The organism is Paracoccaceae bacterium (assembly GCA_012103375.1).
Taxonomy (GTDB): domain Bacteria; phylum Pseudomonadota; class Alphaproteobacteria; order Rhodobacterales; family Rhodobacteraceae; genus WLWX01.
Map to the genome: position 1 here is coordinate 2,851,059 of WLWX01000001.1, position 19,569 is coordinate 2,870,627.

The 19,569-nt window shown below is 63.3% G+C and carries 17 protein-coding genes and 1 pseudogene; 14 read left to right on the top strand and 4 right to left on the bottom strand.

Annotated elements, in window-relative coordinates:
• Positions 1–37: 37 nt before the first annotated feature.
• Complete coding sequence (locus GKR99_14615; GenBank protein NKB28707.1) at positions 38–415, bottom strand: helix-turn-helix domain-containing protein; 378 nt, start codon at positions 413–415, stop codon at positions 38–40.
• A 287-nt stretch (positions 416–702) separates the two neighbouring features.
• Between GKR99_14615 and GKR99_14620 the strand changes: the two genes are divergently transcribed.
• Entirely contained in the window at positions 703–1,659 is a 957-nt protein-coding gene (locus GKR99_14620) for a zinc-binding dehydrogenase (GenBank protein ID NKB28708.1), read from the top strand.
• A gap of 84 nt (positions 1,660–1,743) precedes the next feature.
• Here the strand turns inward: GKR99_14620 and GKR99_14625 are convergent, their stop codons facing one another.
• Entirely contained in the window at positions 1,744–2,865 is a 1,122-nt protein-coding gene (locus tag GKR99_14625; protein NKB28709.1) for an aminotransferase class I/II-fold pyridoxal phosphate-dependent enzyme, read from the bottom strand.
• A 36-nt stretch (positions 2,866–2,901) separates the two neighbouring features.
• Here GKR99_14625 and GKR99_14630 point away from each other — a divergent pair, with 36 nt between their 5' ends.
• The 9 genes and pseudogenes from GKR99_14630 (at position 2,902) to GKR99_14670 (ending at position 12,817) form a co-directional block, all read left to right on the top strand.
• The gene (locus tag GKR99_14630) at positions 2,902–3,660 is read left to right on the top strand and encodes an MBL fold metallo-hydrolase (GenBank protein ID NKB28710.1); all 759 of its coding nucleotides are present in this window, start codon (positions 2,902–2,904) and stop codon (positions 3,658–3,660) included.
• Positions 3,661–3,847: 187 nt separating this feature from the next.
• Positions 3,848–5,320, top strand: a complete 1,473-nt coding sequence (gene betB, locus GKR99_14635) for a betaine-aldehyde dehydrogenase (protein ID NKB28711.1) — start codon at positions 3,848–3,850, stop codon at positions 5,318–5,320.
• A 9-nt stretch (positions 5,321–5,329) separates the two neighbouring features.
• A complete protein-coding gene (locus GKR99_14640; GenBank protein NKB28712.1) occupies positions 5,330–6,487 on the top strand; it encodes an acyl-CoA dehydrogenase in 1,158 nt (385 codons plus the stop codon).
• Positions 6,484–7,590 (top strand): annotated as a pseudogene (benE, locus tag GKR99_14645) (benzoate/H(+) symporter BenE family transporter). Before GKR99_14640 ends, benE begins: the two are co-directional and overlap by 4 nt.
• A 36-nt stretch (positions 7,591–7,626) precedes the next feature.
• Positions 7,627–8,439 (top strand): carnitinyl-CoA dehydratase, encoded by an 813-nt coding sequence (locus tag GKR99_14650; protein ID NKB28713.1) that lies wholly within the window; start codon positions 7,627–7,629, stop codon positions 8,437–8,439.
• Between the two features lie 45 nt (positions 8,440–8,484).
• A complete protein-coding gene (locus tag GKR99_14655; protein NKB28714.1) occupies positions 8,485–8,628 on the top strand; it encodes a hypothetical protein in 144 nt (47 codons plus the stop codon).
• A complete protein-coding gene (locus GKR99_14660) occupies positions 8,625–9,107 on the top strand; it encodes a hypothetical protein (GenBank protein ID NKB28715.1) in 483 nt (160 codons plus the stop codon). Before GKR99_14655 ends, GKR99_14660 begins: the two co-directional genes overlap by 4 nt.
• Before the next feature lie 364 nt (positions 9,108–9,471).
• Positions 9,472–11,883: an FAD-dependent oxidoreductase gene (locus GKR99_14665; protein NKB28716.1), complete on the top strand. Its 2,412-nt coding sequence runs from the start codon at positions 9,472–9,474 to the stop codon at positions 11,881–11,883.
• A 4-nt stretch (positions 11,884–11,887) separates the two neighbouring features.
• The gene (locus tag GKR99_14670; GenBank protein NKB28717.1) at positions 11,888–12,817 is read left to right on the top strand and encodes a phosphotransferase; all 930 of its coding nucleotides are present in this window, start codon (positions 11,888–11,890) and stop codon (positions 12,815–12,817) included.
• A 52-nt stretch (positions 12,818–12,869) separates the two neighbouring features.
• On the opposite strand, the gene GKR99_14675 is transcribed toward GKR99_14670, so the two are convergent.
• Together GKR99_14675 and GKR99_14680 are read right to left on the bottom strand one after the other, a co-directional pair.
• Positions 12,870–13,631: an inositol monophosphatase gene (locus tag GKR99_14675; protein NKB28718.1), complete on the bottom strand. Its 762-nt coding sequence runs from the start codon at positions 13,629–13,631 to the stop codon at positions 12,870–12,872.
• On the bottom strand, positions 13,628–14,419 hold the full coding sequence (locus GKR99_14680) for a DeoR family transcriptional regulator (protein NKB28719.1): 792 nt from the start codon (positions 14,417–14,419) through the stop codon (positions 13,628–13,630). The genes GKR99_14675 and GKR99_14680 overlap by 4 nt, the downstream gene beginning before the upstream one ends.
• A 212-nt stretch (positions 14,420–14,631) precedes the next feature.
• Between GKR99_14680 and GKR99_14685 the strand changes: the two genes are divergently transcribed.
• The 4 genes from GKR99_14685 (at position 14,632) to GKR99_14700 (ending at position 19,562) form a co-directional block, all read left to right on the top strand.
• Positions 14,632–15,570: an ABC transporter gene (locus tag GKR99_14685; GenBank protein ID NKB28720.1), complete on the top strand. Its 939-nt coding sequence runs from the start codon at positions 14,632–14,634 to the stop codon at positions 15,568–15,570.
• 97 nt (positions 15,571–15,667) lie between these two features.
• Entirely contained in the window at positions 15,668–16,696 is a 1,029-nt protein-coding gene (locus tag GKR99_14690) for a betaine/proline/choline family ABC transporter ATP-binding protein (protein NKB28721.1), read from the top strand.
• Entirely contained in the window at positions 16,693–18,678 is a 1,986-nt protein-coding gene (locus GKR99_14695) for an ABC transporter permease subunit (protein ID NKB28722.1), read from the top strand. The genes GKR99_14690 and GKR99_14695 overlap by 4 nt, the downstream gene beginning before the upstream one ends.
• Entirely contained in the window at positions 18,675–19,562 is an 888-nt protein-coding gene (locus tag GKR99_14700; protein ID NKB28723.1) for a phosphotransferase, read from the top strand. Before GKR99_14695 ends, GKR99_14700 begins: the two co-directional genes overlap by 4 nt.
• Positions 19,563–19,569 lie beyond the last annotated feature (7 nt).

Consider the following 19,569-nt stretch of genomic DNA (forward strand, 5'->3'; position numbering starts at 1 on the left):
GGATGACCTGACCCGCCATGGCAGGTCAAGCGCCGTGTCACGCGGCGGCGTCACTCAGCACGCGCGCCAGGTCAAACAGGCGGCGGCGTTGGGTTTCGGGGATCGCATAGTACGACCGCACCAGTTCAAGCGCTTCTTTGTCGACCAGCATATCGCCCTGGGCGGATGCGGCAGCACTTGTTTCGCTGTCTTCGGCACCGTCGAGACCTTCAAAGAAGAAGGCGACCGGCACGTCCAGCGCTTCGGAGATATCCCAAAGGCGCGATGCGCTAACCCGGTTCATGCCGGTTTCATATTTCTGAATCTGCTGGAACTTGATACCAACGCCTTCGGCAAGCTGTTGTTGCGTCATACCGATCATCCAACGACGATGGCGAACGCGCTTTCCAACATGGACGTCAACGGGGTGTTTCATTTGTCAGTCTCCAATTCATTCTGGCTGTCCCTTTCCTCAGCCATCTCGTGTAAGTTGCCAACTTGTACTTTTGGACAGGTCTCTGGTTGTACGAGGGTGTTTTATCGTTTTATTTCCGTCACTTACGCGAATATGGCGCGACTAACCCAAAACGTCGATTTCAAGGCCATTTTGCCAAATTTGCCGGTTGACGTTCCGTCAACGTCAAGCGAACGGCCCGAACACCCACTCAACCTAAGGGCAAGCGAATCACCATGACGCAACGCAAACAGGCCGTCCCGGATCAAATCCGGGCATTCCAGGTGTCCCGTCACGATGCCGATCCGGCGCTGGCCCGCATTCCAACCCCGGCCCCTGCACAGGGCGAGGTTCTGATCCGCATTCACGCCTGCGCGCTCAACTTTGCCGATTTGCTGATGGCGAAAGGCAGCTATCAGGAAAAACCGCCCCTGCCCTTCACGCTGGGAATGGAGGTTGCGGGCGACGTGATCGCACTTGGCCCAGACACCAAAGGCCCGCCGGTCGGAAGCCGGGTTGCGGTTTTCGGCGGATATGGCGGCCTGGCCGAGGCAGGCGTATTCGCGGCCGAACGTGCCGTCCCCTTGCCCCACGACATGAGCTATGTGGATGCAGCCGCATTTCTTGTGGCCTATGGCACCAGCCACGTTGCCCTGACCCACAAGGCACGGCTGAGGCCGGGCGAGACGCTGCTGGTCCTGGGTGCCGCCGGCGGCGTTGGTTTGACCGCCGTTGAGATCGGCAAACTGATGGGGGCACGGGTGATCGCCGTGGCGTGCGGCGCCGAGAAGCTGAAGGTCGCACAGGCCGCCGGGGCCGACCACCTGATTGACGCGGGCGACGATCTGCGTGCGGCGGTGAAATCGCTGGGCGGCGCGGATGTGGTCTATGATCCGGTGGGCGGTGAGTTGTTCGACGCCGCCTTGCGCACCCTCAACCCCGACGGGCGCATTCTGCCGCTTGGCTTTGCCAGTGGCACGGTTCCGCAGATCCCGGCGAATATCCTGCTGGTCAAGAACATCTCGGTTCTGGGACTGTATTGGGGCGGTTATGCGAAGACCAACCCCAAGGTGATCACCGACAGCCTGTCACAGCTGTTCGACTGGTACGCTCAGGGCGATCTGAAGCCGCATGTCAGCCACGTGCTGGAGTTGGAACGCGCCGCCGAAGGGCTTGAACTGCTGCGCAGCCGCACATCGACCGGCAAGGTCGTCATTACCACCTGAGCGTCCGGATCCGATGGCTTCGGTTGTGCCCGCCGCCCCCGCACCGTGACCGTTCACGCCGAACAGCCGCCGCTCAACCGCCCGCTATAACGCCGCCAGCAACGCGGCGACCCGTTCCAGCCCCAGCCCCAGATTCACGCCAGCGCCCCCACCAACCCCCAGCCGGATGTGCTGTGGCTGGTCATAGGCGCTGCCCGGCAGCAGGAAGGTGCGGAAAGGATCCGCCAGCAGGCGCTTGGCGAATTCATCCCCGTCGATGTCGGCGTGCAGTCGCGCCAGACCGATCAGCCCCGCCTCGGGGCGGACCCAGGACAGCTGCGGCTGATCCGCCACGAATGCGTCCAGAGTTTCCAGATTGGCCCGCCCATCCTTGCGCGCCGCCGCCATCGCGGCGCCGTATCGCCCGGGGCGCAGGGCAATCTCGGCAATCGCCTCTCCCATGATGTTCATGATCTCGCTGGAATTCTCGCGCCGGATGACAGCATCCATCACCAGCCCCGGATCAGGACAGATCAGCCAGCCGGTGCGCAGCCCCTGCAATCCCAGCGCTTTGGAGACGCTGCCCGTGGTGATCCCGCGTTCGTACATGCCCGCGATCGACGGCGCGCGCGAACCGGTCCATTCCAGACCTGCGTAAACCTCATCCACGATCAGCCAGGCGCCGACACGCCGGGCCACGTCGACAATCTGCACCAATGCGTCCCGGTCCAGCATCCGCCCTGTCGGATTGTTCGGATTGGTCAGAAAGATCAGCCGCGTGCGTTCGGTTACCGCGGCCGCGAACGCCTGCATCGGAAACGCCCATTGATCTTCTTCCCGCCGGGTCACGGTCCGGATCGTCGCACCCAGCGATTTCGCCAGAACCTCGGCCTGCGGCCAGCCGGGTTTCTCGATGACGATCTCATCTCCCTGCTGCATCAGTTGCATGATCGCCAGATAATTGGCCTCAGCCGCGCCTGCAGTGATCAGCACATCATCGGGCGCGCAGAGGTCCGCCAGCCCGGCCTCGCGCAGCACATGGCCGCGCAGTTCCGGCAGGCCCCGGAACGCGCGCTGGTTCCAATCCAGCGACAACTCCGGATCAAGATCATCCAGAAAATCCCCAAGCCGGGGCGATTGCGACAGCGATAACCCGACGACGGCCTCAGGCGCGGCCTCGGTGGTTTCCAGCAGATACTGGAACAGCGTGTGAATCTTGACTTTCATGCCTGTCCCACGATTGTTCTTGCGGGGGGACGCTATATGGCCAGCGCAGACTACGTAAAGGGGCGGCCCGTCGCGCTGCATGTGCTGGACTATGGGTTGTTCCGGGTGCACGCCAACGGGCGGATCATCGGTATCTGCGGTTTTCTGATCGAAACAGACGCGGATGAAACCATCCTGATCGACACCGGATTTCCGGAAAAATACGCTAAGGATGTTCAGGCCGCCTCGGCCGAAGATCTGCTGGGCGGGTTTGGAGAGGTTCTGACCATGACCCACGACAACCTGCCCAAGGCGCAATTGGCGCGCGCCGGGCGGGATGTGTCGGACGTCGATCTGCTGATCATGACGCATACCCATATCGACCACGTCGGCGGCATCGCCGATTTCCCACAAGCGCCAATCCTGATCGCAGCGGCGGAACGGGCGCTTGACAAACCGCTATACTGGGGGCCGATCCAACCCATCGACTGGCCTGATCGCAAATACTTGCTGATCCACGAAGACACCCGCATCGGCCCCGGCCTGCGGGTCTTGCTGGTGCCGGGCCACGCACCCGGGCAACTGGCGCTGCTGGTGGAACTGCCGGAAACCGGGCCTGTCCTGATCGTCAGTGACGCAATCTCGCACCCTGCCGAAATTGACGAGGCGTTCGCCGGGTCCTGGGATGAAGAACGCGCAATTGCCAGCGGCGCGCGCCTGATGGCACTGGCCGAAGAAATCGGCGCGCTGGTGATCTATGGTCACAGCCCGGACCAATGGCCCGGATTGAAGAAGACGCCCGAGTATTTTGCCTGAAGACGAACATCCGCGCTTGGCAGGACGCGCGCCGGACCGGCGGGCAGGCCATGGCTTCGCACCGACCCGTCTGCGTGGGCACTGGCCCGTGTCAGGCATGTCGGAACCGTGATGTGACGCGCCGATTTGGGTTGCGCACCGATCGCGTTCTGGGGCTTCTATCGCATCAGCAACTGGCGGAGGCATCATGCGCGCGCAACCAAAGGCATCTCACTGGATTGGCGGCCCTGTCGAGGATTCCGTCGGGCCAGCGATTGAAAGCATATATCCGGCCTCGGGCGAGGTGATCGCCCGTATTCACGGCGCCACACCCGCTGTGGTCGAACAGGCGGTCACCGCCGCGCGTGCGGCGCAACCGGGATGGGCGGCACTGTCGGGGGCCGAACGCGGCGCGGTGCTTCAGCGCGCGGCCGCCATCCTGCGGGATCGCAACCGGGATCTGAGCGAGCTTGAAACCCTCGACACCGGCAAAGCGTTGCAGGAAACGCTGGTCGCCGATGCCGCCAGCGGGGCCGAGGCGATGGATTATTTCGGTGCGCTGGCCTTTGATCTGACTGGTGAGGCGATGGAGTTCGGTTCGCCCGCAGGCGGCAGTTTCGCCTATACAAGGCGCGAACCGCTGGGCATCTGCGTCGGCATCGGGGCCTGGAACTACCCGATCCAGATCGCCTGTTGGAAAGCGGCCCCGGCCCTGGCCGCAGGCAATGCAATGATCTTCAAGCCGAGTGAGACGACACCGCTCAGCGCGCTGAAACTGGCCGAAATCCTGTCCGAGGCCGGGTTGCCCGACGGGATTTTCAACGTCGTGCAGGGCGCGGGCGATGTTGGCGCCGCGCTGTCCGGGCATCCGGGGATCGACAAGGTCAGCCTCACCGGATCGACCGGCAGCGGGGCCAAGGCGATGGGCTCGGCGGCGGCGAATGTGACGCCGGTGACGCTGGAACTGGGCGGGAAATCCCCGCTGATCGTGTTCGATGACGCCGATCTGGACGCAGCTGTCGGCGGGGCGATGCTGGGCAACTTCTACTCCACAGGGCAGATTTGTTCGAACGGCACGCGCGTGTTTGTTCAGCGCGGCGCGCTCGACAGTTTCCTGGAACGATTGCACGCCCGCACCGGAAACATCGTACTGGGCAATCCAATGGACGAGGCGACGCATCTGGGCCCGCTGGTTTCGCGCGCCCAATATGACCGGGTGCTGGGCTATATCGACACCGGCAAGGCCGAGGGCGCGCGCCTGGTGGCCGGTGGAAGCGCGGCAGACGTGGCCACAATGCCCGACGGGCTGTTCGTGCAACCCACCGTCTTCGCAGACGTAACCGATGACATGGTCATCGCGCGCGAGGAAATCTTCGGCCCCGTCATGTCCGTGCTGACGTTTGAAGACGAGGCCGAGGTCATCACCCGCGCCAACGACACCGAAACCGGCCTGGCCGCCGGGGTCTTCACCCGCGACATCCAGCGCGCGCATCGGGTGATCGCGGCACTCGACGCCGGGACCTGCTGGATCAACACCTATAACCTGACCCCCGCAGGCCTGCCGTTCGGGGGCGTCAAACGCTCGGGCTTTGGGCGCGAAAACGCCCGCGCGGCGTTTGACAGCGTGACGCGGATCAAGTCGGTATACGTCGAAATGGGCGGGGTCGACTCGCCGTATTAGGGGCCGCATATGGATTTCGCCCGCACCGAAGAACAGCAGATGCTGTGGAACACCGCCCGCACCTTCATGGAGCGGGAACTGCTGCCCCACGAAGACGCAGTCGAAGCCGCCGACGACCTGCCGCGCGAGCTGGAGCTGCGCGGCAAGGCGATCGAGCTCGGCCTGCACGCCTGCAACATGCCCGAAAGCGTCGGCGGGCCGGGGCTTGGCGCGGTCGAGGTGACGCTGATCGAACAGGCGCTGGGGCACGCGAGCCTCGCACTCGCCGAATGCGTCCGCCGCCCCTGCAACCTGCTGGCGGCGTGTGAAGGCGAACAGGTCGCCCATTTCCTTGAACCGGCGATGTCGGGCGAAAAACGCGACTGCGTGGCGATGACGGAACCGGATGCGGGCAGTGACCTGAAGGGGATGAAAACGCGAGCGGTGCGCGATGGCAGCGACTGGCAGATCTCTGGCACCAAGCATTTCATCTCCAACGCGGATCGCTCCGAATTCGTGGTGCTGTTTGCCGCCACGGGAGAGGATGAGACACCGCGCGGCAAACGCAAACGCATCTCCTGCTTCCTGGTCGATCTCGACCTGCCGGGGGTCGAGGTTGCGCCGGGCTACAAGCAAGTCGGCATGCGCGGATATTCCAACAATATCATCCGGTTCGACGGCGCACGCGTGCCCGGCTGGTGCATGGTCGGCGGCGAAGGCGAAGGCTTCGACGTGGTCAACCGCTGGCTGGGGCCGGGGCGATTGACCGTCGCCGCAACGGCGCAGGCGCGCGCACAGCGGGCGTTTGACTTCGCGCTCGACTGGGCCGCGAACCGCGAACAATTCGGCCAGAAGATCGGCAAGTTTCAGGGCGTGTCGTTCCCACTGGCCGACATGGCAACAGACCTCAGGATGGGGGACCTCCTTCTGATGCACACCGCCTGGCGCATTGATCAGAACCATCCAGAGGCCGATCAGGATTGCGCCATGGCCAAGGTGTTCTGCACCGAAATGCTGGGCCGCGTGGCCGATCAGGCAATCCAGACCTGCGGCGGCATGGGCCTGATGGCCGACCTGCCGCTAGAGCGCATCTGGCGTGACGCGCGGGTCGAACGGATCTGGGAAGGAACCTCGGAAATTCAACGCCATATCATCAGCCGCGGCCTGCTGCGCCCCCTCGGCGCATGAGTTTCAGTACCCTGACTGCCGGGCTAATCGCCGCTGTTGCGGGGTGGTTTTCGACCTTCGCGCTGATCCTTCAGGCGATGCGGGCAATGGGTGCCAGCGACGCGCAGGCCGCCGCCGCGCTGATGGCGGTGACGGTTGCGATGGGGCTGGGCGGGATCGCCTTGTCACTGGTGACCCGGATGCCTGTCAGCGTTGCATGGTCCACGCCCGGTGCCGCCTTGCTGGTCGCCACAACAATGCCCGAAGGCGGGTTTCGCGTGGCCATCGGTGCTTTCGTGCTGACCGGAGGTCTGATCATCGCGGCCAGCCTGATCCCTGTGCTGGCGCGCGCGGTCGCGGCGATCCCTGTTGCGCTGGCCCAGGCGATGCTGGCCGGTGTCCTGCTGCCGCTGTGTCTGGTTCCGGTGCAGGCGCTGGTGGATGTGCCCGCCTATGGGTTTCCGATCCTGCTGGCATGGTTTCTGGTCTCTCGCCTGTCGCGGATTGCCGCCGCGCCGGCTGCGGTTGCGGTGGCCGCAGGCCTGATCGCTTGGCGCGCCGATCTGTCCCTGCTTGCCGGACAGCCGATCCTCAGCACGCCGTTGCTGGTGATGCCCGAATTCACCACGACTTCGCTGGCCATCGCGCTGCCGCTGTTTGTGGTCACCATGGTATCGCAGAACATTCCTGGCATCGCCGTCCTGCGCAGCTTCGACTATGACCCTGCGACCCGCCCGATTGTTGCCGCCACCGGCGGGCTGAGCATCCTGTCCGCCCCGTTTGGCGCGATAACAACCAACCTGGCCGCGATCACGGCCGCGATATGCGCCAGCCCGGATTCCCACCCGGATCCGGCGCGGCGGTACTGGTCGGCGGTCTGGGCGGGCGGGTTCTATATACTGTTCGGGATCTGCGCCGCCGGGGCGGTCGGCTTTGCGGGGCTTGCCCCGGCCATTGTGCTTGGGGCGGTGGCCGGATTGGCCCTGATCGGCGCGCTCAGCGCGTCAGCCGCTGGTGCGCTTGGCGATCCTGACCTGCGCGAAGCGGCGATTGTGACCTTCCTGTTTGCCGCCTCTGGTGTCACGATACTGGGGATCAGCGGTGCGTTCTGGGGGTTGTTGGCCGGACTGGGCCGTTCACGGGCTGAAGCGGAGGGCAGGATGAGCGTCACGACCGAACGATTGGACCGGGTGTTCCGCATCACGCTGGACCGTCCCAAGGCGAACGCGATTGATGCTGCAACGTCACAGGCGCTCGGCGCGGCGTTTCAGGAGTTGCAGGACGACCCGGGCCTGTCGGTCGGGATCATCTCGGGCGGGCAAGGGCGGTTCTTCAGCGCGGGCTGGGATCTGAAAGCAGCGGCAGAGGGCGAGGCGCCGGACGCCGACCAGGGCGTCGGCGGCTTCGCAGGCCTCACCGAATTCTGGGGCCTGACCAAACCTGTCGTCGCCGAGGTCAACGGCCTCGCACTTGGTGGTGGCTTCGAACTGGCGCTGGCTGCAGACATGATCGTTGCGGCGGACACCGCGGAGTTTGCGCTGCCCGAGGCGACGCTCGGCATCGTTGCCGACGCGGGCGGGGTGATCCGCCTGCCACGACGCCTGCCTGGCGCCATCGCGATGGAGATGATGATGACCGGACGCCGCGCCAATGCCGAGGAATTGGCGCGCTGGGGATTGGTGAACCAGGTGGTGCCGCTGGACCAGTTGCCACACGTTTCGCATACACTTTGCCGACGCATTGCCGTCAGCGCGCCGCTGTCGCTTCAGGCCATTAAGGAAATGGATCGCGCCTCGGAAGGGCTGTCCGTTCAGGACGCCTATTCCGCCACCCGCGACGGCTCGCTCACGGCCGATTGTGTTGAAAAACTCCGAAATCAGAGCGTCGCGGATTTCTTGCGAAAACCTATGAAGCGAAATAGTCGGAAAGCTTTGACCACGAGACAGCGCATGGCTGCGCGTGAGCGCATGTAGGCGATTTGGGCCGACCCCCGCGCCAAAAATTTAGGATCGGGCTGCATGGAAAGAAAAATCATCGTTCAGGCCCTAAAACGGAGTTTTTCAACACAATCGGCCTATTCCGGCATTTACGACAGCGCCGACGCCGCCGAAGGCATGGCCGCTTTGGCCGAAAAACGCGCGCCGAATTGGAGCGGAAAATGACCGGCGCGGCACCGCTGAAATTGTTCGAAACGCGGGTGCGCCCTGAATGGATCGACGAGTTCCACCACGTCAACGTCGCGCATTACATCTCGGTCTGCGACAACGCCAATTGGGCGTTCTGGAACTTGATGAACACCCCGCATGAGATGGCCGACCGGGACGGCCACGAATACGCGATCCTCGAGAATCATGTAAACTATATCAATGAGTTGGCGCTGGATGAGCCGATCCATGTGACGACCCAGCTGCTGGCCCATGACGACAAGCGGCTGATCCTGTTTCACCGGGTAATCCGGGATGCCGACGGCGTGCTGGCGGCGACGAACGAGGCGAAGTTTCTGGGCTTCAACCTGACCGAACGCCGCGCCGAGACGTGGCGCCCTCGCGTGGCCGAGAAGCTGGCCGAGGTGATGCGGGAGCATCGCGACCTGCTACGGCCCGAGCAGGCAGGATTGGGGATCGCTCTGAAGCGTCGGTAGGTGTGAATTCGGATGTCTGGGTGTGACCTGGAGCGGACTTTGGCGCGGGTCATCTCTTCGCCCGGAATCAAGCCCGCAAGGGCGCCGGGCGATCGCCTGACCGTCCTGCGGGCAGGCGATCTCGATGGGTCGCGGAACCTTCATGGGTCGGAGTTAGCGCTGAACCATAAATTGCCACACACAACCGTCGCGTCGCCTATCCCCGGTCAGGCGCTCGCCCGGCTTGACGATGGATCACCACCGTCCGCTCCCAACCAATACTGACTCCCGCAAATAGCTTCCCATAGTCCATGTTGCCACGAATTCAGCTTGAAACAATCTCTTCTCCGTGCAGGCTTGGTTGCAGCAATCCGGGGACGCTTTCATGACCACCCACAGCGCAAAACACCTCATCATCGGGGGCGGCATCATTGGTTGCTCGACCGCCTATCACCTTGCGAAAGCTGGGGAAAAAGGCGTCGTCCTGTTGGAGCGCGCGGGCCTGACCGAAGGGGCGACGTGGCATGCGGCGGGGCTGGTCGGGCAGTTGCGCAGCCAGCGCAATACCACACGGATGCTGAAGCGTTCGGTCGCGATGTACGAAGCGCTGGAAGCGGAAACTGGTATGGCCTTCGACTGGAAGAAGGTCGGGTCGCTGCGCCTTGCCGCCACCCACGACCGTCTGCTCGAAGCCAAACGCCTCGCCACGATGGCGCGCAGTTTCGATCTTGAGATGGAGGTCATCACCGCGTCCGAAGCGAAGGCCCTGTTCCCCCTGATCGACGCCACCGGTCTGCACGGCGCGGCCTTCATCCCGTCCGACGGCCATGTCGATCCGGCCAGCCTGTGCCAGGCCATCGCTGCCGGGGCACGCCTGCATGGGGCCCAAATCCGGCAAAGTGTGACGGTCACGGACTTCACCGAAAAGGGCGGGCGGATCACCCAGGTCATAACCGATCAAGGCAGCTATGAGGCCGAATCCATCGCCCTCGCCGCAGGCATGTGGAGCCGGGAACTCGGCGCGAAACTGGGTCTGAAAATCCCGGCCTGCGCGGTCGAACACCAGTATATCGTCACCGAGCCGCTGCCTGAGCCGGTTGCCGACCTGCCGACCCTGCGCGACCCCGAACGCCTCGTCTACTACAAGCCCGATGCGGGCGGGCGGCTGGTGATCGGCGGGTATGAGGATGACACGCTGCCCTTTGGCGACCGCGGCATTCCTGGTGCGTTCGTGCGGCAACTGCTGCCAGAAAACCTCGATAGGTTTGAACCACTTGCGGTGAAGGCTGCGCAGGTAACCCCCGCGATCAATCAGGTCGGCATCCGACAGGTCATCAACGGCCCGATACCCTATTCGGCGGACGGCGATTTCGTCATGGGCTGGGCGCCCGGCTTCGACAATCTGATGCTGGCGACCGGGTTCCTCTATGGCATCGCGGCAGGCGGTGGCGCGGGTGAGATGATTGCCGAGTGGATCACCCAAGGGCGACCCAGCCTCGACCTCTGGCCGCTGGATGTGCGCCGGTTCGGGCCGCATCACGGCACCCGCGCCTTCATGTATCCGCGCGCAGTCGAACATTACGCCCACCACTACAAAATGCGCTATCCGGGGGCCGAGGCGGACACCGCACGCAACCTGCGCCTGTCACCGCTGCACGACCGATTGATAGATCAGCGCGCGGTCTGGGGGTCGAAGAACGGCTGGGAACGCCCGCTCTGGTTCGCGCCTGAGGGCGAGGAGGCGGTGGACCAACTCGATTTCCTCAACCCCGGTTGGCATGACTTTGTGGCCGATGAACACCGCGCGGTGCGAACAGCTGTGGCGCTGATCGACCAATCGAGTTTCTCGAAATTCGAACTGATCGGCACGGGCGCTTTGAATGCCCTGCAACGCCTCGCCGCCTGCGATGTGGACCGCCCAATCGGTGCGGTGATCTACGCGCAGCTGTGCAACGAGAGTGGCGGGATCGAGTGCGATCTGACCATTACCCGGCTGGGAAAGGCGCATTTCTACATCGTCACCGGTGCGGGCTTCGGCACGCATGATGCGGACTGGATCCGGCGGCATCTGCCCGATGACGCACATCTGGTTGAGGTTACTTCGGCCCGCGCGGTCATTAACATCTGCGGCCCAAAGGCGCGCGATGTGCTGGCGGCGGTGGCCGAGGAGGATACCTCGAACGCATCGTTCCCCTTTGCCACCGCACAGGACATCACGCTGGGCGCGGCCCCGGTGCGGGCGGTGCGGATTGGCTTCGTCGGGGAACTGGGGTGGGAGCTTCACATCCCCACAGAATTTGCCCGCCACGTCTATGATCTGTTGAAAGTGGCAGGGACAAGCCATGGCATTCGCGATGTCGGGTATCGGGCAATCGACACTCTGCGCCTGGAAAAAGGGTATCTCTATTGGTCCGCCGATATCTCGCCGGATTACTCGCCCATCGAGGCAGGCCTTGGCTTTCGCGTGCATCTGAAACGCGGTGGCGACTTCATCGGGCGCGACGTGTTGGCGGCGCAGAAGGCGGGTGGCGCGGCGCGGCGCCTTTGCACCTTCATCTGCGACGAAAAACTGGCGATGTTCGGGGGGGAGGCGATATTGGCTGATGGTACGCTGGCCTCGCTGGCGACCAGTGCGGGGTATGGGCATTCCGTCGGCAAGATGATCATCTTTGGATATCTGGATGCCACGATGGCCGAGCGGGTGGATTTCGAGGTTGAGGTTTTCGGTGACCGTCACGCCATAACGCGCGTGGACGGGGCGCTGTATGATCCGACGAATGAGCGGTTGAAGGGATAGCGGAATGAGCGACCATATAGAACAGGTGATCCAAGCGCTGCGGCGCGCACCGGGATTTGGCACCGTGGATGCGGGTGCGGCGAGTATCACGCGGCTGGGCGGGCTGACCAATCTGGTTCACCGGGTGGATGTGGACGGGCGCTCGGTCATCGTGCGCATTCCCGGTGTCGGAACTGAGGAATACATCGACCGCGCGGTCGAGGCGACAAATGCCCGGGCGGCGGCGGCGGCAGGGGTGTCAGCCGAGGTGCTGTTCGCCGATCCCGCAACCGGCCTGATGATCTCGGAAGCGATCCCCGGCATCGAAACCATGACGCCGGATCTGTTCCGAAGTCGCCCAGGGTCCCCGGCGCGCGCCGGGGCGGCGCTTCGCAAACTGCACACATCGGGCCAGACGTTCGATTTCCGGTTCGAGTTGTTCGCGATGATCGACGATTATCTGAAGATCCTCGCCGACAAGAAGGCGACCCTGCCGGACGGTTATCACGACATCGTCGCCGCCGCCGAACCGGTGAAAGCGGCGCTGGCGGCGCATCCGGCCACGCTTGCCCCCTGCCACTGCGATCCGCTGTGCGAGAATTTCCTGGACGATGGCAAGGTCATGTGGATCGTCGATTGGGAGTATTCGGGCATGAACGACCCGCTGTGGGACCTGGGTGATCTGTCGGTCGAAGCGGGCATGGACGCCGCGCAGGATGCCGAAATGTTGGCCGCGTATTTCGGCAGCGCACCCAGCCCGGCGCAGATCGGCCGGGTGGTGATCTACAAGGCGATGTGCGATCTGCTTTGGACACTCTGGGGGTTAATCCAGCACGCGGATGACAACCCGGTTGAGGATTTCTGGGCCTATTCGACAGGCCGGTTTGATCGCTGCAAGGCATTGATGAACGCGCCCGATTGGGCAGGGCATGTGGCGGCGGTGAAGGCGGGGTGAACGATTGGAAGGTTGAAGCGCCGAAGGGCGTGCGAAAACCCGCTAAGTCCTACTACCCGGCCAGCAATTCCAGCATCTCAGCCAGCAACTCTGGCGTTGCCGCGCTGACAATCCGACCGTCTGATTCCAGCGTCAGCGGCTTGCCGTCCCAATCGGTCACGACCCCTCCGGCAGCTTCGACCAGGGGTTGCAGTGACAGGAAATCATATGGCTCAAGCCCCAGATCGACGACGCAATCCACGTGTCCGGCGGCGACCAATGCGTGCGGATAGCAGTCATAGGCGAAGCGCCGCGTTGCCCCGGCCTGCATCAATCGGGCGAAGGCCTGTGGGTGAGTGTCGAACAGGCGGTCACCTTCGTTGACATAGATCACCGCGTCCGACAGGCGCGTCACCTTTGACGCAGTGATTGGTTCGCCATTCAGGGTTGCGGGAATTCCTGCGCCGCCGGCAAAAACCTCGCCCAATGCGGGCATCCCGACGACGCCCAGCGTTGGAGCGCCGTTTTCGACAAGCGCCAGCAACATACCGAACAGCGGACTGCCCGAGATGAAAGATCGTGTGCCATCAATCGGGTCGATCACCCAAAGACGCCCGTTTGAGGTGCCAGAATTTCCGAATTCTTCCCCGAACATGCCGTCATCAGGAAACGCCTCGGCCAGCAGGCGGCGGATCTCCTGTTCCGTGGCGCGGTCAGCACCCGTGACCGGGCTGTCGTCGTGCTTGGCGTCGATGGCCAGCGGCTGGCGGAAATGGGCCATGGGGACGGCGCTTGCGGTGCGCACGATCCCGATTGCGGTCTTCAGATCACTCATGCTGCAGCCTCTGCCATTACAATATCCACACCCCATTCGCGCGCCGCACGGGTCAGCGGTGCCGGCGGCGGGGCGTCTGTGACCAGCACATCCACATCCTCGGGGTTGCCAACGCTGATCGGCGCGGATCGTCCGAATTTACTGGCGTCGGCGGCGATGATACGGCGCTGAGCACGTGACATGATGGTGCGGGAAAACGCGGCCTCTTCCAGATCAAAGAGCATGAATCCGTTCCGCGCGTTGATCGCCGCTGCCGACAGGATCGCGTTTTCAACCCGGAACCGGTTCACAAACGCCAATGCATCGGCCCCGAATGCCCCGCCATCATGGGCGCGCAGCTCTCCGCCCGCCATGAAGACGCGGTTTTCGTTGCGGGTTGCCAGCCGATGCGCCACCACGACCGAATTCGTCACGACCAGCAACCGGCGATGGCCGCGCAGCGCCTCGGCGATGAAAGCGGTGGTGGAGCCGACGTCCAGAAACAGCGATGCGCCGTCCCCGATCATCTCGGCCACGCGGGCGGCAATGCGGCGTTTCGCGCCGGTGTTTTCATCCATGCGCTGCCAGAACCCGGTTTCGATATCCGCATCCAGCAAGCGCGCGCCGCCGTGGAGCTTTTCGACCACTCCGTCCTCGCTCAGCCGGCGGATGTTACGGCGCACGGTTTCTTCACTGACGTCAAGGCTCGCCGCGATTGCCGCAATCCGCGATGCGCCCCCGGCCCGGCGCAGGGCTTCGACAATCTCACCCTCTCGGTGGTTGGCGCGGCGTTGGGTTGAGTCTGTCATAATATGCCTCGGATGCCCGGATCATTCGGCAGATACTCACATTTTTCCACAAACCGCCACACAAAATCACAAAAGTTGTCCATCTTCGTGGATTTTTATTGATACGCTTCGGGTTCTGCCCAAGACTTCACACAGGACTGCGGTCGAATCGCGCGGGTGCTCTGCCCCGGATCGAACCACGCGGTCACCAGGAAACGCAGGGAGTTTCACCGATGACAAAGACCTTGATGATGTCCGCCGCACTGGCCACTGCAATGGCGGGCGGCGCGTTTGCACAGGCGAAATCGCAGGATCCGATCAAGCTGACGACCCATGACTGGACCGGCCAGCTGGTCACCACCCGGATCATGGGCGAGGTGCTGGCAGATGCCGGATACAACGTCGAATATGTCCAGGCGGATTACATTGCCCAGTTCGCGGGCCTGAAGACTGGCGACCTGCATGTCGCGATGGAAATCTGGGAAACTACGGGCCGCGAGGCGATGGACGAGGCCACCGCCACCGGCAACGTTGTCAACATGGGCGAGACCGGCATGGAGGCCATCGAAGAGTGGTGGTACCCGGCCTATATGGAGGCGAAATGCCCCGGCCTGCCCGACTGGAAGGCGCTGAACGACTGCGCGGCGGAATTTGCCACGCCCGAAACCGCCCCCATGGGCCGCTATCTGGGTGGCCCGGTAACCTGGGGTGGCTTTGACGACGAACGGGTCGAGGCGCTGGAAATGGACTTTGAAGTGGTCCACGCCGGCACCGACGCGGCGCTGTTTGCCGAACTGGAAAGTGCGTATCAGCGTGAAGCGCCCATCGTCCTTTGGGTCTATGCACCGCATTGGGCGCCGTCGAAGTTCGACGGCAAGTTCGTGGAATTCCCGCCCTATTCGGCGGAATGCTACAACGACCCATCGGTCGGTATGAACCCGAACGCCGCCTATGACTGCGGCAAGCCCACCGGTCCGATCTGGAAAGTCGCGTGGAGCGGTGTTGAAGAAAAGTGGCCCGGTGCGGCCGAAGCAATCAAGAACTTCAACATCTCCAACGACGACATGGGCCAGCTGGTCGCCAACGTCGATCTGAACGGGATGTCCGTTGAAGATGCTGTCAGCGAATGGCTTTCGGCCAATGAATCAAGCTGGAAGGGATGGACTCAATAGTCCCGGCCAGCATGATCAGCGGGCGGCGGAGTTCTCCCCCGTCGCCCGCGCAAACCACGATGCGGGTGCCCGCCACCAACCACCGGATGCCCCACAGATGACACCCCCCCGCCCCGTAAAACTCGATTGTCGCAACGTCTGGAAGCTGTACGGCGCAGGCGCCGAGCGATTGTTGCAGGACCACGACACGCCAACCATGGACGACGTCCGGCAGGCAGGGCTGATCGGGGCCGTGCGCGATGCCAGTGTGCAGATCGAAGAAGGCGAGATATTCGTCATCATGGGGCTTTCCGGGTCCGGGAAATCGACACTTGTGCGCTGCCTATCCCGGCTGATCGAACCCACGGCAGGTGAGGTCAATTTTGAAGGCCGCAACCTTCTGACCGTCCCTGAAAAAGACCTGATCGAAATCCGGCGCAAGAAGATGGGCATGGTGTTCCAGCAATTCGCCCTGCTGCCGCATCTGACCGTTCTGCAGAACGCCGCCTTCCCGCTGGATGTCCAGGGCGTCGACCGCAAAACCCGCGAGGCGCGCGCGCGCGAAGTTGTGGAACTGGTCGGTCTGAAAGGGCGCGAGGATTATTATCCGCGCGAGCTGTCCGGCGGCCAGCAGCAGCGCGTCGGCATTGCGCGATCCTTGGCCGTGGAACCCGACCTGTGGTTCCTGGACGAACCCTTTTCGGCGCTCGACCCGTTGATCCGCCGTGAAATGCAGGATGAGTTCCTGCGCCTGCAAGCCTTGCTGCACAAAACCATCGTCTTCATCACCCACGACTTTGACGAGGCGATCCGCCTGGCCGATCGCATCGCGGTGATGAAAGACGGAGAGATCGTGCAGACCGCCACGCCGGAAGAACTGGTGCTGAACCCGGCCACCGATTACGTCGGCGAATTCACCCGGCACATTCCCCGTGCAAAGGTGCTGCGGCTAAGCTCTATCATGACACCGGGCGACGCGGACAGCGTTTCAGGGCAGCTTCCTGGCACTGCGCGGGTCGAGGATGTGGCCGACCAGATCGAGGCCGCTGATAAACCGTTCCGGGTGGTGGACAGCGACGGCAAACCCATCGGCACCGTGGATGGCCGCGCCGTGATCGACGTGCTGATCGGGCGGTCCCACGGATGAGCGTGCTGCGCCGCCCATACGTATTCTGGCTGGCGCTGTTCGCGGTCACCTGGGCGCTGTCGCGATGGTCTTTCCCGCTTTACAAGGCGCTGGACGCGCGCTGGATTATCAAATTTCCGAAGGCTTGGGAACTACCGCTGGAGGCGTGGATATCCGCCGCCATGGCCTGGCTGGTCGAAAGCGCCACATTCGGTCTGTTCACCTTCCGCGACCTGACACGCTTCATCAGCGCGGTGATTGAAGCGCCCTATGATTTCGTGCGCAACCTGCTGGTCGACGGTTTCCAGACCGGGCTGGGACAGAACGCGGTCGAGGTTGCACCATCGCTTAGCTGGATCGCCGTTATCGCGGTGGTCGTGGCGCTGGCCTATTATGCGAAAGACTGGAAACTGGCCGCTTTGGTCGGGGCGTGCTTTGTCTACCTCGCCGTGTTCGGGCAGTGGGAAAGCGCGATGGTCACGCTGGCCTCGGTCTTGATCTCGGTTCCGATTGGCGCCGTTGGCGGGTTGGCGCTGGGCATCCTGTCCTACCGGTATGCCTGGTTTGAACGCGCCCTCAGGCCCGTGCTGGACCTGATGCAAACGGTGCCGGTCTTTGCCTACCTGGTCCCGATCCTGTTTCTGTTCGGCTTTGGACCCGTCTCGGCACTGGTGGCGACGATCATCTATGCCATGCCGCCGATGGTGCGGGTGACTACCGTGGCGCTTCAGACTGTCCCGCCCGAGGTGCATGACGTGGGCCGCATGACCGGCTGCACCCGCCGCCAGATGATGTGGAAAGTGCTGGTGCCGGTGGCCACGCCGACCCTGATGGTCGGGGTCAATCAGGTCATCATGCTGTCCCTGAACATGGTGATAATCGCCTCGATGATCGGCGCAGGGGGTTTGGGCTTCGATGTGCTCGGCGCGCTACGGCGGCTGGATATCGGTGCCGGGGTCGAGGCGGGCCTTGCCATCGTTGTCATGGCCGTCGCGCTGGATCGACTGAGCCAGGCGTTTGCGGTGCGCGAACGCGGTCACGCCGTCACCGGAGGGTTCATGAAACGCCATCCCTGGGCCATAACCGTGGGTCTGGTAATCGTCGGCAGCTTCCTCGCCGGGCAATTCCTGCCCGCACTGCAGACATATCCCGACGGCGCAACCGTCACGACCAGTCGCTTCTGGTCCAGCGCCATCGAATGGATCAACGTCAATTTCTTCGACACGTTCGAGGCGATCAAAGTCTTCTTCCTCAACTGGCTGATGCTGCCGGTGAAGCGATTCTTCGGCGGCATTCCCTGGCCCTGGGGTGTCATCGCCATGGCGCTGATCGGCTGGCGGCTTGGCGGCTGGCGGTTGGGAACGCTTTGCGCGCTGATGACCCTGTTCATTGCCGCCAGCGGGCTTTGGCCCAAGGCGATGGTCACCGTCTACCTTTGCGGCGTCTCGGTCCTGATCGCCAGCGTCATCGGCATCCCGCTGGGCGTGCTGGCGGCGCAGAACGAACTCGCGGGCGGCATCATCGGGGCCTTTATCGACACGCTGCAAACGCTGCCCAGCTTCGTCTATCTGATCCCGGTCGTGATGCTGTTCCGGGTCGGCGATTTCAGCGCCATGATCGCCGTGGTCCTTTATGCGCTGGCCCCGGCGGTCCGATACGCGGCGCACGGTATCCGGTCCATTGATCCGGGCATGATCGAGGCGGGCAAGGTGTCCGGTTGCACCCGCCGCCAATTGCTGTGGCGCATCAAGCTGCCGCTGGCCGCGCCCTCGCTGCTGCTGGGGCTGAACCAGACGATCATGCTGGCGCTGTCGATGCTGGTGATCACCGCCTTGGTTGGCACACGGGACCTGGGGCAAGAGGTCTATATCGCGCTGACCAAGGCCAACACGGGCCAGGGTATCATCGCCGGGCTGTCGGTCGCGTTCATCGCGATCATTGCTGACCGGATCGTCACGGCGCTGGCGAGGAAATCCAAGGAACGTCTGGGGTTGGAAGCATGAGCGATCTGAGACAATCAGCACTGAACCGGGCAGTGTCGCTGCCCTGTTGGAGTGCTCCGACCGACGCCGAACACCTCAGCGGTGGGATCACCAATTTCAACATCAAGCTGACCGATCAGGGGCGCGACTATGTCGTGCGTATCGGCGAGGATATCCCGTTGCACGGTGTCATGCGGTTCAACGAACTGGCGATCAGCCGTGCCGCCCATGCTGCGGGTCTTGCCCCGGGTGTCCATTATCACGAACCCGGCGCGCTGGTGCTGGAGTTCGTCGAAGCCCGCGCGCTGAGCGAGGCCGAGGTTGCAGACCCTGCCCGCCTGCCCGCGATCATCGATCTGGTCAAACGCTGCCATAACGAGGTGCCCAAGCACCTGCGCGGCCCGGTGCTGACCTTCTGGGTGTTCCATGTGCTGCGCGACTATCGTGGCACGCTTGACGACGGCGGGTCGACTTATGCTTCGGCGCTCCCCGACCTGATGGCAAAGGCCGACGCACTGGAGGCCGCCACCGGTGCGGTCGATCTGGTTCTGGGCCACAATGACCTGCTGGCCGCGAACATTCTGGAGGGCGCGGATCGCCTGTGGCTGATTGATTGGGAATACGGCGGCTTTAATTCTCCGCTGTTCGACCTTGGTGGGCTGGCGACGAACAACGGCCTGTCCGAGGCGCAGGAACTGGTGATGCTGGAACATTATTTCAATGCTCTGCCCGACGCCGGGTTGATCCGGCGCTATGGGGCGATGAAATGTGCCTCGCTCCTCAGGGAAACCATGTGGTCGATGGTGTCCGAAATCCACTCGGACATCGACTTCGATTACGCCGCTTACACGGCCGAAAACCTCGCCCGGTTCAACGCCGCCTACGCCGATTTCAAAGCCGCATGAGGGGCCA